At 67.9% G+C, this 14,449-nt stretch carries 11 protein-coding genes; 9 read left to right on the top strand and 2 right to left on the bottom strand.

Annotated elements, in window-relative coordinates; all coding sequences use genetic code 11:
- Positions 1-4 precede the first annotated feature (4 nt).
- Positions 5-313, top strand: a complete 309-nt coding sequence (locus P5P27_RS09360; RefSeq protein ID WP_006894919.1) for a hypothetical protein — start codon at positions 5-7, stop codon at positions 311-313.
- 24 nt (positions 314-337) lie between these two features.
- Here P5P27_RS09360 and P5P27_RS09365 read toward each other — a convergent pair whose 3' ends face one another.
- Positions 338-1,237, bottom strand: a complete 900-nt coding sequence (locus tag P5P27_RS09365) for a PAC2 family protein (protein ID WP_045539073.1) — start codon at positions 1,235-1,237, stop codon at positions 338-340.
- A gap of 51 nt (positions 1,238-1,288) precedes the next feature.
- Between P5P27_RS09365 and metH the strand changes: the two genes are divergently transcribed.
- From metH to hisG, 5 genes are all read left to right on the top strand, one after another.
- Positions 1,289-4,870, top strand: coding sequence for a methionine synthase (gene metH, locus P5P27_RS09370; RefSeq protein WP_278127332.1), 3,582 nt, complete (start codon positions 1,289-1,291; stop codon positions 4,868-4,870).
- Between the two features lie 108 nt (positions 4,871-4,978).
- Complete coding sequence (locus P5P27_RS09375; RefSeq protein WP_045539082.1) at positions 4,979-5,596, top strand: DUF1345 domain-containing protein; 618 nt, start codon at positions 4,979-4,981, stop codon at positions 5,594-5,596.
- A 149-nt stretch (positions 5,597-5,745) separates the two neighbouring features.
- A complete protein-coding gene (locus P5P27_RS09380; RefSeq protein ID WP_231875730.1) occupies positions 5,746-6,381 on the top strand; it encodes an HAD family hydrolase in 636 nt (211 codons plus the stop codon).
- Between the two features lie 79 nt (positions 6,382-6,460).
- On the top strand, positions 6,461-6,724 hold the full coding sequence (locus P5P27_RS09385) for a phosphoribosyl-ATP diphosphatase (protein WP_006894924.1): 264 nt from the start codon (positions 6,461-6,463) through the stop codon (positions 6,722-6,724).
- A 58-nt stretch (positions 6,725-6,782) separates the two neighbouring features.
- Positions 6,783-7,631, top strand: coding sequence for an ATP phosphoribosyltransferase (hisG, locus tag P5P27_RS09390; RefSeq protein ID WP_006894925.1), 849 nt, complete (start codon positions 6,783-6,785; stop codon positions 7,629-7,631).
- Between the two features lie 541 nt (positions 7,632-8,172).
- On the opposite strand, the gene P5P27_RS09395 is transcribed toward hisG, so the two are convergent.
- A complete protein-coding gene (locus P5P27_RS09395; RefSeq protein ID WP_006894927.1) occupies positions 8,173-9,030 on the bottom strand; it encodes a thioesterase family protein in 858 nt (285 codons plus the stop codon).
- 104 nt (positions 9,031-9,134) lie between these two features.
- Here P5P27_RS09395 and P5P27_RS09400 point away from each other — a divergent pair, with 104 nt between their 5' ends.
- The 3 genes from P5P27_RS09400 (at position 9,135) to P5P27_RS09410 (ending at position 14,413) form a co-directional block, all read left to right on the top strand.
- A complete protein-coding gene (locus tag P5P27_RS09400; protein ID WP_045539066.1) occupies positions 9,135-9,965 on the top strand; it encodes a tRNA (adenine-N1)-methyltransferase in 831 nt (276 codons plus the stop codon).
- A 33-nt stretch (positions 9,966-9,998) separates the two neighbouring features.
- Entirely contained in the window at positions 9,999-11,675 is a 1,677-nt protein-coding gene (gene arc / locus P5P27_RS09405) for a proteasome ATPase (RefSeq protein WP_278127333.1), read from the top strand.
- 110 nt (positions 11,676-11,785) lie between these two features.
- A complete protein-coding gene (locus P5P27_RS09410; RefSeq protein WP_278127334.1) occupies positions 11,786-14,413 on the top strand; it encodes an FHA domain-containing protein in 2,628 nt (875 codons plus the stop codon).
- Positions 14,414-14,449 lie beyond the last annotated feature (36 nt).

Genomic DNA, 14,449 nt, shown 5'->3' on the forward strand with positions numbered 1-14,449 from the left:
GCTCGTGGCTCGTGCTCAGCAGATCCCGATCGACGGTCCCGAGGGTGTGTGGACGGTCGTCACGCGTACCTCCACCTACGTCATCGATTTCGGGGAGATGACCCTCCTGCGCGCACCCGGCGTCGGGCGCACCGACGATCACCGGTGGGAGGTCAGTGAACTCCGGCGCGATTCGGAGGACATCCCGCTGCTGGACGTCAAGATCTGCCGCGTCGGGGAGCCCGCCCAGTTCTGGGTGCGCGCCGCCGACGACCCGGAGGTGCGCACCTGGCGGGTGACGACGCCCGTCGTCGAGATCGAGCGCATCGGCTGATCACTCTCGCCGTGGGGGAGCCGGTCAGTCCTCGTCGTCCCGCCGACGAAGGTACTTCTCGAACTCCGCCGCCAGCTGTTCACCGTCGATCCGGAGCATGGTGTCGTCCAGATCCTCGTCGGAGGCCTGCTCGAGTTCATGGACGTACGCGGCCATGTCCTCGTCGTCCGAGGTCATCTCGCTGATCGACTGCTCCCATTCCTCGGCCCGGTGCGGCAGCGTGCCCAGCGGGATCGGGAGACCGGTCACCGACGCGACGTTCGTCAGGAGCGCGAGTGTGGCCTTGGGGTTGGTGGTGTGCGCCACGTAGTGGGGGACGGCCGCCCACAGGGAGACCGACGGGATGCCCGCTTGGACGAAGGCGTCCGACAGTACGCCGGTGATTCCGGTGGGTCCCTCGTATCGGCTGAGCTCCAGACCCAGCCGCTTGGCGGCGTCGCTGGTCTCGGCGGTCCCCGAGACCGGCACCGGACGAGTGTGCGGGGTGTCGGCCAGCAGGGCACCGAGCATCACGGTCATCTCGACCTCCAGTGCCTCGGCGAGTTCGACGATGCGGGCGCAGAACGACCGCCAGCGGTAGTTCGGCTCGGGACCGAGGACGAGGACCACGTCGCGGTCGTGCGCGGACAGGACGCACACCGACATGCTCGTCACCGGCCACTCGATGTGCCGGGTGACGCCGCCGCGCTGCCGAATCGTGGGACGTGTGGACTGGTAGTCGTAGAAGTCGTCGGGTTCGATCTCCCAGATGGAGGTGGCGTCCCACTCCAGCGCCAGGTGTTCGACCGCCGCGGTGGCGGCGTCGGCGCCGTCGTTCCACCCGGAGAACGCCGCAATTAAAATCGGCGTGCGTAAAATGGGCAGTCCCGCGCGGTCGGCCGAATCGTCCTGCTCAGCTGCGTTTCCGTCCGGTGTGGAGTTCATTCCACCGAGCCTACGACGGCCGTCGATTCGCCGCGAACTAACCTGCTAGGTATGGCATCGCACTCCACCGCACATGATAACTACGACTCGACTTTCCTCCAGGCGATGTCGCGTCGGGTGCTGATCGGTGACGGGGCGATGGGAACGATGCTCCAGGCCGCCGATCTGACGCTCGACGATTTCCGGCAGCTCGAGGGCTGCAACGAGATCCTCAACGACACTCGTCCCGACGTGCTGGCAGGTATCCACCGCGCCTACTTCGAGGCGGGCGCCGACGCCGTCGAGACCAACACCTTCGGCTGCAACCTGTCGAACCTGGGCGACTACGACATCGCCGACCGGATCCGGGAACTCGCTTACAAAGGGGTGTCGATCGCCCGCGGGGTGGCCGACGAGTTCGGGCCGTCGGCCGACGGGACCGACCGGTTCGTGCTCGGCTCGATCGGTCCGGGCACCAAGCTTCCCAGCCTCGGGCACACCACCTTCGGCGCCATCCGCGACGCGTACGTCGAATGCGTGCTCGGCATGTTGGAGGGCGGTGCCGACGCCATCCTCGTCGAGACCAGCCAGGATCTGCTGCAGCTCAAGGCCGCCGTCGTCGCGGCACGCCGCGCGATGGAGCAGTTCGGCCGCCACCTGCCGATCATCACCCACGTGACCGTCGAGACCACCGGCACCATGCTGATCGGCTCGGAGATCGGTGCAGCGCTGGCGGCGATCGAGCCGCTCGGCGTCGACGTCGTCGGACTCAACTGCGCCACCGGTCCGACCGAGATGAGCGAACATCTGCGGTACCTGTCCAAGCACGCGCGGATCCCGGTCTCGGTGATGCCGAACGCCGGCCTGCCCGTTCTCGGCAAGAACGGCGCCGAGTATCCGCTGACCCCGGAGGACATGGCGTCCGCGCTGTCGGGATTCGTCGCCGACTACGGTCTGCAGTTCGTCGGTGGGTGCTGCGGCAGCACTCCCGAGCACATCCGCCAGGTGGCCGAGGCGGTCAAGGACGTCACCCCGGCCTCCCGCCACCCCCAGCACGAGTCGGAGACCTCGTCGCTGTACACCGCGGTGCCGTTCCACCAGGACGCGAGCTTCCTGGTGATCGCCGAACGGACCAACTCGAACGGCTCGAAGGCCTTCCGCGAGGCGATGATCAGCGGCGACTATGAGAAGTGTCTCGAGATCGCCAAGGACCAGACCCGCGACGGCGCCCACATGCTCGACCTCAACGTCGACTACGTCGGCCGCGACGGGGCGGCCGACATGACCGAGCTCGCCTCCCGGTTCGCGACCGCGTCGACGCTGCCGATCATGATCGACTCCACCGAACCCGACGTGATCCGCGCCGGCCTCGAGCACCTCGGCGGCCGTTGCGCGGTCAACTCGGTGAACTACGAGGACGGCGACGGGCCCGACTCGCGGTTCACCCGAATCATGTCGCACGTCGTGGAGCACGGCGCCGCCGTGGTCGCGCTGACGATCGACGAGCAGGGGCAGGCACGCACCGCGGATCACAAGGTGGCCATCGCCGAGCGGCTGATCACCGACCTCACCCAGAACTGGGGTCTCGAAGAGGAGGACATCATCATCGATGCGCTCACCTTCCCGATCTCGACCGGTCAGGAGGAGGTGCGCCGCGACGGCATCGAGACCATCGAAGCCATCCGGCGCATCAAGGAGGCCCATCCGCAGGTCCACTTCACGCTCGGCATCTCGAACATCTCGTTCGGTCTCAACCCCGCCGCGCGTCAAGTGCTGAACTCGGTGTTCCTGCACGAGTGCGTGAAGGCGGGATTGGACACGGCGATCGTGCACGCGTCGAAGATCCTGCCGATGGCGCGGATCCCGGACGAGCAGCGACAGACGGCCCTCGACCTCGTCTACAACAACCGCACCGACGATTACGATCCGCTGCAGAAGCTGATGGAGTTGTTCGAGGGCGTGTCGGCGGCGTCGGCGCGCGAGTCGCGGGCCGCCGAACTCGCGGCGCTGCCGCTGTTCGAGCGGTTGGAGCGGCGGATCGTCGACGGCGACAAGAACGGCCTGATCGAGGATCTCGACGAAGCGCGACAGACCGTTCCGCCGCTGTCGATCATCAACGACACTCTGCTGTCGGGCATGAAGACCGTCGGCGAACTGTTCGGGTCGGGCCAGATGCAGCTGCCCTTCGTGCTCCAGTCCGCCGAGGTGATGAAGTCGTCGGTGGCGCATCTCGAGCAGTTCATGGAGGCGACCGACGAGGACGGCAAGGGCAAGATCGTGCTCGCCACCGTCAAGGGCGACGTCCACGACATCGGCAAGAACCTCGTCGACATCATCTTGAGCAACAACGGGTACGACGTCGTCAACATCGGCATCAAGCAGCCCATCGCGACCATCCTGTCGGCGGCCGAGGAGAATCGGGCCGACGTCATCGGCATGTCCGGACTGCTGGTCAAGTCGACGGTGGTGATGAAGGAGAACCTGGAGGAGATGAACTCCCAGGGCAAGGCCGACTACCCGGTGCTGCTGGGCGGGGCGGCACTGACCCGCACGTACGTCGAGGGCGATCTCGCCGACGTCTACGAGGGTGATGTCCGGTACGCGCGCGACGCCTTCGAGGGGCTGTCGCTGATGGACGAGATCATGGCCATCAAACGCGGAGAGGGTCCCGATCCCGACAGCGAGGAGGCCAAGGCCGCCGCGGCCAAGGTCGCTGAGCGCAAGGCCCGTCGCGAACGGTCCAAGCGGATCGCGGAGAAGCGCAAGGCCGCCGAACCGCCGGTCGAGGTCCCGGCGCGGTCGGATGTGGCCGCCGACAACGAGGTGCCGACACCGCCGTTCTGGGGGACGCGGATCGTCAAGGGCATTCCGGTCGCCGATTACCTGGCGATGCTCGACGAACGCGCGCTGTTCCTCGGACAGTGGGGACTGCGCGGCACCCGCGGCGAAGAGGGACCCGACTACGAGGAACTCGTCGAGACCGAGGGGCGGCCGCGCCTGCGCGAGTGGATCGACCGTCTGGCGACCGAGGGGATCCTGCAGCACGCCGCCGTCGTCTACGGCTTCTTCCCGGCCGTCAGCGAGGGCGACACGGTGCACGTGCTGGAGTCGCCCGACCCCTCCGCGCCCGTCCGGCACAGCTTCGAGTTCCCGAGGCAGCAGCGCCCCCGCTTCCTGTGCATCGCCGATTTCATCCGTTCCAGGGAGCAGGCGCTCGCCGACGGGAAGGTCGACGTCCTGCCCTTCCAGTTGGTCACGATGGGCACCCCGATCGCCGACTTCGCGAACAAGCTGTTCGCCGAGAACGCATACCGCGACTATCTGGAGGTGCACGGCATCGGCGTGCAGCTCACCGAGGCGCTCGCCGAGTACTGGCATCAGCGGGTGCGCAGCGAGCTGACCTTCGCCGACGGGGTGATGGCCGACGAGGACCCCGACCGCCCGCAGGGCTTCTTCGACCTGGAGTACCGCGGTGCGCGCTACAGCTTCGGCTACGGTGCCTGCCCGAACCTCGAAGACCGCGCCAAGATGATCGATCTGCTGGAACCGGGCCGCATCGGCGTCGAGCTGTCGGAGGAACTGCAGCTGCATCCGGAGCAGTCCACCGACGCCTTCGTGCTGCACCACCCGGAGGCCAAGTACTTCAACACGTAGTCCGAGGGCCGCGCCAGGGGAGTCCCCGCTGACGGCGGGGCCGCCCCGGGCGTGCGGTCCGCGACCGGCTCGGCGCTCCGATAACGTCACAGCATGGCCAAACGGGATGTGCGCGGGATGACGCGCTTCATCGTCGGACTCGCGGCGGGACTGGTGATCGCCGCGGTGGTCTGGCCGGCGACCGGACTGTGGCAGCTCGCGCCGATGCTGATGGTGACGGTCACGTCGGCGGTGTATCTGGTGTGGTCGGTGGCGATGCTGTGGCCGATGGACGCGCCGACCACCCGCGCCCACGCGGAGGCCGCCGACGTCCGCGACGAACTCGGCGATGCGGCGCTGATCGCAACGCTCGCGGTGAGTCTGTCCGCGATCGGTGTGCTGCTGCTGGCCGCCCGGGACCGCAACGGCAGTTGGTACGCGATGCTGGCGGTGGTGGCGGTGCTCGCGGCGTGGGGGATGCTGCACACGCTGTTCGCGTCGCGGTACGCCCGGATCTACTACGCCGGCGAGCCGGGCGGGATCGACTTCAACACGAGCGATCCGCCCTGCTACGCGGACTTCTTCTACTTCGCCTTCAACCTCGGCATGACCTATCAGGTCTCGGACACCGCCGTCGGACCCACTGTCATCCGGCGCGAGGTGCTCAAGCACTGCCTGCTCAGCTACGTCTACGGAACGGTCATCATCGCCACGACCATCAACCTGGTGATGAACCTGGTCAGTTGAGGGGTGCGGCGATCCGCCCGCGCCGACGACCGCTGGCCTACGCTGGTGCCCGATGGCCGTGGCCCGTCGCCGGCCGATCGGGAACCGACGTCGAAAGGCAAGAGGCAGTGACAGACGACCGTGTGCTTCCGCGCGCCGTGCTCTGGGACATGGATGGAACGCTCCTCGACACCGAGCCGCTGTGGGGCCGGGCGATGGAGGAGTTCGCCCGCGGCATCGGCGCCGAGATGACTCCGGAGCTGCGCAACGCCACCATGGGCAACAGTTCGGTGGACGCGCTGACCAAGGTGTACGACGCGGCACGGGTGCCGGAGTCCGGGCGCGACTTCGAGGCCGACGAGGACGCGATGGTCGCTCGGGTCCTCGAACTGTTCGCCACCGATCTGCGGTGGCGGCCCGGCGCACTCTCCGCGCTCGACCTCGTGGCGGGTGCGGAGATCCCGATGGTGCTGGTCACCAACACGGTCCGCGAGGTCACCGATGTGATGCTCGAGACGCTGGGGCGCGACCGGTTCGTCGCCACCGTCTGCGGCGACGAGGTGGAGGCGGGCAAGCCCGAGCCGCACATCTATCGCCGGGCCGCCGAACTGGTCGGATTCTGCGCGTCCGAGTGTCTGGCCTTCGAGGACTCGCCGGTCGGCGCCGCCGCGACGCACGCCGCCGGCGTGCCCGCGATCGTGATCCCGTCGGCGATCCCGGTGCCGCCCAAGCCGACGTACACCTACCGAGAGACGCTCGAGGGTCTCACCCTCGACGATCTCGCGGAGGTCTTCGCCGCACGCTGACCGGACCCCGTCGCGCGCCCCGGGAGGGCACCGCGCCCCGGCCAGGGACCGATCGACTCGACGTGCAAAAATAGTCGGTGTGAAAACCTTCGACGAACTCTTCTCTGAGCTGGCCGACAAGGCCCAGACCCGCCCCGAGGGCAGCGGTACCGTCGCCGCTCTGGACGCGGGCGTCCATACGCTCGGGAAGAAGATCATCGAGGAGGCGGGCGAGGTCTGGCTGGCCGCCGAGCATGAGTCGGACGAGTCGCTCTCGGAGGAGATCTCCCAGCTCGTGTACTGGTTGCAGGTGATGATGGTCAAGCGCGGGCTCACCCCCGCGGACATCTACCGCTACCTCTGACCGCCGGCCTCCGGTCACCGACACCTCCCGCCGACCACATCCTCTAGGAGTCACCGCAATGTTGCGCGTCGCCGTCCCCAACAAGGGCGCCCTGTCCGAAGCCGCCGCCGGAATCCTCTCCGAAGCCGGGTACCGCAAGCGCTCGGACCCCAAGGACCTCAACGTCATCGACGTCAACAACGACGTCGAGTTCTACTTCCTGCGTCCCAAGGACGTCGCGATCTACGTGGGTGCGGGCACCCTCGATCTCGGCATCACCGGGCGCGACCTGGCCGCCGACTCCGGCGCCGAGGTGATCGAGGAGGTGGCGCTCGGTTTCGGTTCCTCGGTGTTCCGCTACGCCGCTCCGGCCGACCAGGAATGGACCGTCGCCGACCTCGCGGGCAAGCGGATCGCGACGTCGTATCCCAACCTGGTCCGCCGCGACCTCGCCGCCCGGGGGATCGACGCGGAGATCATCCGCCTCGACGGTGCCGTGGAGATCTCGATTCAGCTCGGCGTGGCCGACGCGATCGCCGACGTCGTGGGAACCGGACGCACGCTGCGGCTGCACGGTCTGGCGGCGTTCGGCGACTCCCTCTGCGATTCGGAGGCGGTGCTGATCCGCAATCCGGAGTCAGCGGAGGCCTCCCGGGCCGCGAAGCAGTTCATCGCCCGCGTACAGGGCGTGGTCTTCGGTCAGCAGTACGTGATGATCGACTACGACTGCCCCAAGGCACTGCTCGATCAGGCGGTCGCGATGACGCCCGGCCTGGAATCGCCGACCGTGTCGCCGATGCTCGACCCGGAATGGCTCGCGGTCCGCGCGATGGTTCCGCGTAAGACGCATCAGCCGCTGATGGACGACCTGTCGGAACTGGGCGTCCGCGCCATCCTCGCCTCGGACATCCGCTCCTGCCGCTTCTAGGACACGCTCGCCTTCCTCAGGCCGGTTGAGCGAGCGCTTTCCCCAGGCTGGTTGAGCGAGCGTAGCGAGTCGAAGCCAACTGCCACCCAGGCTGGTTGAGTGAGCGCTTTCCCCAGGTTGGTTGAGCGAGCGTAGCGAGTCGAAGCCAACTATCACCCGGGCTGGTTGAGTGAGCGCTTTCCCCAGGTTGGTTGAGCGAGCGTAGCGAGTCGAAGCCAACTGCCACCCGGGCTGGTTGAGCAAGCGCTTTCCTCAGGCTGGTTGAGCGAGCGTAGCGAGTCGAAGCCAACTGCCACCCGGTCTGGCTGAGTGAGCGCTTTCCTCAGGCTGGTTGAGCGAGCGCAGCGAGTCGAAGCCAACTGTCACCCGGGCTGGGAGCTCGATCGCTCGGTTCCCAGCTTCACTCGCGGCGGTTTCGACTCGCTACGCTCGCTCAACCAGCCTGTTAGGCGCTCAACCAGCCTGTTAGGCGCTCAACCAGCCTGTTAGGCGCCCAACCAGCCGGTGAGGTGTCCAACCAGCCTAGAAGTAGCTCCAGCCGCTATCCCTGCTCGGCGATCAGATCGGTCTGCGCCGAGCGGCCGAGGAAGCCTGAGACGTCGTAGAGGTCGGCGAAGCTCGCGCCGTAGCCGCGCGCGCCGACGGCGAGATCGGAGTCCACACCGAGCCACGGTGAGGTCGGCTGGGTGATCAGATGGACCGTCGTGTCCATGTTCATCCACGACCACTGCGTCGGGTCCAGACGCGTCCCGACGCCGTTGGCGACGTCGAGCACGGTGAACACCGACTCGAGGTGCGACATCTCCTCGCCGGCCACCAGCGGGATCGCGGGCCGGATCCAGATCGCCGGCGTCTTGCCGTTGCGGCCGGGCTGACGGGCGGTGACAGTGGTGCCGATGAACCCGACCTTTCCCCACGCGACCGCGTCCGTGTCCTGTGTCGGGAATCCGACCGTCTGCGGAAGCTCGTCCGGCGAGGCGGGCAGCGGATCGAGGGGAGCGTCGGCGACGGCCGTCGAGTCGGACCCGAGCAGACGCCACGCCACCGACCGGGCCACCGTCCGGTAGGTGCCGTCGGGCCCCTGCGCCTCGAGGTCGGCCTGAACCATCGAGATGCGGCGGCCCGGCCGCGGGATGCTGGTGCGGATCCGGTTCACGCCCAGCCCCACGGGTCCGATGATCTCGGTGGTGATGCGGCTGAACTCCTGACCGTCGTCCGGCACGGCTCGCATCATCGCGCGCATCAGCAGGCCGGCGGGCGGACCGCCGTGCTGCATGTCCTGCGACCACACGCTCGCCGTGGCCGGTGTCGGCTGGAAGTACTCGTAGCCCGGATCGTCACCGCCGGGGACGGGGATGGGCTCGTAGTAGCAGCTGTAGGGCACCTCGCTCATGTCCATACCGGCACTCTATGACAAGGTTGTCTGAGCGATTCCCGGGCCTCTCCACTCCTCGCGAAGGCCCCGAATCGGCCCTGCCGACCGACTTGAAGGACACCAGCACGATGGCGACAACCGGCCCGTTCGCCGTAGGCGATCGCGTACAGCTCACCGACGCGAAGGGACGCAAGTTCACCGTCGTCCTGGAGGAGGGCAAGCAGTTCCACACGCATCGCGGCGGCATCCTGCACGACGATCTGATCGGCAGCCCCGAGGGCTGCGTCGTCGAGGCGACCTCGGGCACCCAGTACCTGGCGCTGCGACCGCTGCTGACCGACTACGTGGTCTCCATGCCCCGCGGGGCGCAGGTGATCTACCCGAAGGACTCCGCGCAGATCGTCGCCGAGGGCGACATCTTCCCCGGGGCCCGAGTCCTGGAGGCCGGCGCGGGATCGGGAGCGCTGACGCTGTCGCTGCTGCGCGCCGTCGGCACCGAGGGCTCGGTGCTGTCGTACGAGGTGCGAGAGGATCACGCCGAGCACGCCGTCCGCAACGTCGAGACCTTCCTGGGCGGGCGCCCCGACAACTGGACCCTGCGCGTCGGAGATCTCGTCGATCACGACCCCGCCGAGCAGTTCGACCGCATCATCCTCGACATGCTCGCGCCGTGGGAGTGCCTGGACGTGGTGTCGAAGACGATCCGCCCCGGCGGCGTGCTGACCGTGTACGTGGCCACGGTGACGCAGCTGTCGAAGGTGATGGAGGGCCTGCGCGAACAGCAGTGCTGGACCGAGCCGCGCGCATGGGAGTCGCTGGTCCGCGAGTGGAGTGCGGTGGGTCTCGCGGTCCGCCCCGAGCACCGGATGCAGGGCCACACCGCCTTCCTGATCACCGCGCGCCGACTCGCCGACGGTACGGAAACGCTTCGGGTACAACGGCGTCCCACACGCGGGTAGCGTGGAGTACGTACCGCCGGCAAAGGAGAGACGATGACCGAGTCCGACCGTTCGCCCAGCAGCAGCGTCGAATTCTCGACCATGCAGCAGCGCGTCGAGAGTCTCACCGTGCGCAACAGCAAGCTCACCGAGATGCTCAAAGAGGCGAGGCAGCAGCTCATCGCCCTGCGCGAGGAAGTCGACAACCTGGGTCAGCCGCCCAGCGGATACGGCGTGCTCCTGCAGGTCTTCGACGACGACACCGTCGACGTGTTCACCTCCGGTCGCAAGATGCGGCTGACGCTGTCACCCAACATCGACGCCTCCACTCTCCGGCGGGGCCAGTCGCTCCGCCTCAATGAGGCATTGACCGTCGTCGAGTCGCTCGACTACGACACGGTCGGCGAGATCAGCACCCTGCGCGAGGTCCTCGCGGACGGACGGCGAGCCCTCGTCGTCGGCCACAGCGACGAGGAGCGGATCGTCCAACTCGCGGGCTCGCTGATCCACACCGACGAAGGCGGCGAGTCGACCCGCAAGCTCCGGCCCGGCGATTCGCTGATGATCGACGGCAAGGCCGGCTTCGCCCTCGAGCGCATCCCGAAGGCCGAAGTGGAGGATCTCGTCCTCGAAGAGGTTCCGGACGTCGATTACGAGGACATCGGCGGGCTCCGCCGTCAGATCGAGCAGATCCGCGACGCCGTCGAACTCCCGTTCCTGCACAAGGACCTGTTCCGCGAGTACTCGCTGCGCCCGCCGAAGGGCGTGCTTCTGTACGGACCTCCCGGATGCGGCAAGACGCTCATCGCGAAGGCCGTCGCCAATTCACTGGCGAGGAAGATCGCCGAGGCGCGCGGAGACAACGCGCACGAGGCCAAGTCGTACTTCCTCAACATCAAGGGCCCGGAGCTGCTGAACAAGTTCGTCGGCGAGACCGAGCGACACATCCGGCTGATCTTCCAGCGCGCCCGTGAGAAGGCGTCGGAGGGCACTCCGGTGATCGTCTTCTTCGACGAGATGGACTCGATCTTCCGTACCCGCGGCTCCGGCGTGTCCTCGGATGTCGAGACGACGGTGGTGCCCCAGCTGCTGAGCGAGATCGACGGCGTCGAGGGCCTGGAGAACGTGATCGTGATCGGCGCCTCCAACCGCGAGGACATGATCGATCCGGCGATTCTCCGGCCGGGCCGTCTGGACGTCAAGATCAAGATCGAGCGGCCGGACGCGGAGTCGGCGATCGACATCTTCTCGAAGTACCTGACGCCCGATCTACCGGTGCACCCGGAGGATCTGGCGGAGTTCGACGGCGATCGCCGGCGGTGCATCGACGCGATGATCCAGCGCGTGGTGGAGCGGATGTACGCCGAGTCCGACGACAACCGGTTCCTGGAGGTCACCTACGCCAACGGCGACAAGGAGATCATGTACTTCAAGGACTTCAACTCGGGAGCGATGATTCAGAACGTCGTCGACCGAGCGAAGAAGTACGCGATCAAGGCGCATCTCGACACCGGTCAGAGCGGACTGCGGATCAGCCATCTCCTCGACTCGATTCTGGATGAGTTCTCGGAGAACGAGGATCTGCCGAACACGACCAACCCGGACGACTGGGCGCGCATCTCGGGGAAGAAGGGCGAGCGCATCGTCTACATCCGGACGCTGGTCACGGGTAAGACCGGCGGTGCCAGCCGGGCCATCGACACCGAGTCGAACACCGGCCAGTATCTCTGATCCCGGGCTCTGGTCCGCGGCCCGCCCGACCGCGTTCGCCGGAGCCCGGATCCGGCTTAGTCATTCCGTCGGTCTAGGCCGGGCGCCGGGACTCGCTAGAGTTACCGGCGATGAACACGACAGCAATCACCCCGCTGCAGGTCCGGGTCGCACAGGCTCGCCCGCATGTGGTGCGGACCTCACCGGCGACGCTCGGGCGCACTCCCGACAACGACGTCGTGGTGAATCACCCGCTCGTGTCCCGCGTGCACCTGGCGTTCGAGTGGTCGGACGGCTGGAGCGTGGTCGATCGCGGAAGCACGAACGGCTTCTTCGTGGCAGGCGTCCGGCAGTCCGCGGCCCGGATCGACCGGCCGGTCCAGATCCGCCTCGGTGATGCGGCGACCGGACCCGTGGTCGAGTTGGCTCCGCAGGGAGCCGCGGCTCCGACGGTGGTGCCGCCCTCGCGTCCGGTCCCGGGCCGGCAACCGCCCGTGCCGCAGCCTCCGGCGCCGCAGTCTCGCCCGCTGCGATCCGCAGCCGGACCGCAGGCGCCGACGCCGTACCCGTCCGGGCCGCAGCGGCCGGACCGGCCACCCGTGCGCCCGGCGAACCGTCCGGCCACCGCACCGCTCTCGGCTCAGCGTCCGCCCGGCGGATACCGGCAGGCGCCCCCGCGATTCGGCGCGCTTCCCGACGCCCCGCACCTGGCGGCACTGCATCAGAACGCGTCGGCCGTCTACGAAGTGCCCGGCGACCTGCGCGGGCGCGAGACCATCTCGCTCACCGGCGTGCAGACCATCGGCCGCACGCCCGACAACGACATCGTCGTCAGCGACGTCCTGGCCTCCCGGCACCATGCGCGGATGACGAGTACCCCGCAGGGGTTGCTCCTGGAAGACCTCGGGAGCGTGAACGGCACCTTCGTCAACGGCCGTCGCGTGATGGCGCATCGCCTCAGCGAGAACGACGTCGTCACGATCGGCAACTCCGACTTCGTGCTGACCGACGGCCGCCTGGTGCGCGGGCGGCCACAGGCGCAGGTGGCCGGTGGCCTCGAGGTATCCGGGATCGGCTTGACGATCGACGGCAAGGCACTGCTCAACGACGTCTCCTTCTCCGCGGCCCCCGGCACGCTCACCGCGATCATCGGCCCGTCCGGAGCGGGCAAGTCGACGGTCTCGAAGATCGTCGCGGGCCTGAACAACCCGACAGTCGGAGTCGTGACCTTCGAGGGGCGCGGAGTTCACAGCGAGTACGAGGCGCTGCGCTCCCGTATCGGGATGGTGCCGCAGGACGACGTGCTGCACCAGAAGCTCACCCTCCGACAGGCGCTGCGCTATGCGGCCGAACTGCGGCTGCCCGCCGATCTGTCGACCGCCGACCGCGACGTCGTGATCGACGGCGTGCTCTCCGAACTCCAGCTCACCGAGCACGTCGACACCCGCGTCGACAAACTCTCCGGCGGCCAGCGCAAACGCGCTTCGGTGGCGATGGAGCTGCTCACCGGGCCGTCGCTGCTCATCCTCGACGAGCCGACCTCGGGTCTGGATCCGGCTCTCGACCAGCAGGTGATGAAGACGCTGCGCCGGCTCGCCGACGCGGGTCGCGTGGTGCTGGTGGTGACCCACTCGCTCACCTACCTGAGTCTGTGCGACCAAGTGCTGCTGCTGGCGCCCGGCGGCAAGACGTCGTTCTGCGGCGCCCCCGGGGATGTGGCCGGCGAGATGGGCACCGCCGACTGGGCGGAGATCTTCAGCTACGTCGCCGAACAGCCCGACCAGGCCTGGGCCCAGTACCGCGGGCGCCATCCGCATCAGCCGCCACCGCAGGCGCCCGCGCCCGGGGCACCCGTCACACCGGTCAAGATGGGCCTGATGCGGCAGACCAGCACGGTGGCCCGACGGCAGTTCCGCCTGGTGTGGGCCGACAAGGGGTACCTGGTGGTGCTGCTGGTGATGCCGATCGTCCTGGGACTGCTCACCCTCGTGATCCCGGGTGACAAGGGATTCAGCCGGGCGGTGCTGCCGCCGACGAACGACTACGTCCCGCCGAAGGATCCGGGGGAGGCTCTGCAGATCCTCACCGTGCTAGTGATCGGCGCCGCCTTCATGGGCACCGCGCTCGCCGTCCGCGATCTGGTCGGCGAGCGAGGGATCTTCGAGCGCGAGCGCGCGGTGGGACTGCGTCCGGGCGCATACCTGACCGCCAAGATCCTGGTGTTCTCGCTGATGAGCGTGGTCCAGGTGGCGATCATGATCGGCATCGCCTATGGGCTTCGGGCGATGCCGAAGGCCGCCGACATCGTCAAGACCGGCGGCGCCGAACCCGCGATCCCGCCCGCGGTGACGCTGTTCATCGCGGTCGCCACACTGGCGTGCGTGAGCGTGCTCGTCGGCCTCGCGATCTCGGCGGCCGTGCGATCGACCGAACAGACGATGCCGCCGCTGGTGATCGTGGTGATGGTCCAGTTGGTCCTCTCAGGCGGGTTGTTCGCGATCGGGTCGGCCTTCGTCAAGCCGATCACCTGGCTGTTCCCGACCTACTGGGGGTACACCAATGCGGCGCAGTCGGTGAACATCCCGTGGATCGCCGATCAGGTTCCCCAGGTGAAGATCGACGAGCCCGGTGGCGAGATGATGTATCCGCTCTGGGAACCCTCCCTCGCGCACGCGCTCATCAGCTATGCGGCGCTGGTGGCCATCGCGCTGGTACTCACGCTGTTCATCTTCTCCCGCCTGCGGTTGCGCAGACGCTGACCGGCGCCGCGCCGGGCGCAGATCGCCACGGTTAGG

The sequence above is a fragment of the Gordonia sihwensis genome, assembly GCF_029632925.1.
In the GTDB taxonomy this organism is placed as follows: Bacteria; Actinomycetota; Actinomycetes; order Mycobacteriales; family Mycobacteriaceae; genus Gordonia; species Gordonia sihwensis.